Origin of the sequence: Thiolapillus sp., assembly GCF_048562965.1 — a bacterium.
GTDB classification, from domain to species: domain Bacteria; phylum Pseudomonadota; class Gammaproteobacteria; order Chromatiales; family Chromatiaceae; genus Thiolapillus; species Thiolapillus brandeum_A.
The window spans coordinates 1-559 of sequence record NZ_JBHNMF010001556.1; the positions used below are offsets into that span (position 1 = coordinate 1).

Sequence of the window (559 nt, forward strand, 5' to 3'; positions counted from 1 at the left end):
GGGACTGGTGCGTCTGTTCTGTCAAAAAAACATCCTCCAGAGCCCCTGAGAGAGCGAAAAACACGAGAATCTCTTCTCTTGGCGAGTACCTTGGCACGAGAAATGGGCTATCGGGCTATCCTGGCCACGTCCCGGCGCCCAAAAACGCCGGAACCACAAGCGTGTCTTCGGCCTCGTGATAGATTTTGGGACATCCCAGTCCCCAAAATCGACTCGGCCTTTGACAACCTATTGGTGCCCCAGCCGTCCTGGTCACCAAGCACTACGCAACAACTTCGCAAGCTCGTTGCTGCTCCGTACTTGCCTCCCAATGACTGGACGCCGCGTTCGGAGGCCTACTTTGTTTTCCCTCTGGCGCAAGGCACGCCGGGAAAACAGTGCGGCCTCGCGGCTACTGGGGTCTATCAGCCTTCGCTTCGCTCTCCATGGCCGGCAGCGGGGGATCGGTGAGCGATGCGTGCTAGGCCACCGCACAATGCCCGATGACGACGGGTGCTTTATACGCTGTCAGGGGCGGTTGGTCCGCAGTCACTCGCTCAATCGTCCCCGCACCGTAGCC

Annotated in this window: 1 protein-coding gene; it reads left to right on the top strand. The window is 59.6% G+C overall.

Annotated elements, in window-relative coordinates:
• Window positions 1–175: 175 nt before the first annotated feature.
• On the top strand, window positions 176–559 hold a 384-nt coding region (locus ACOCD2_RS25480), incomplete at its 3' end, for a hypothetical protein (protein WP_294032197.1).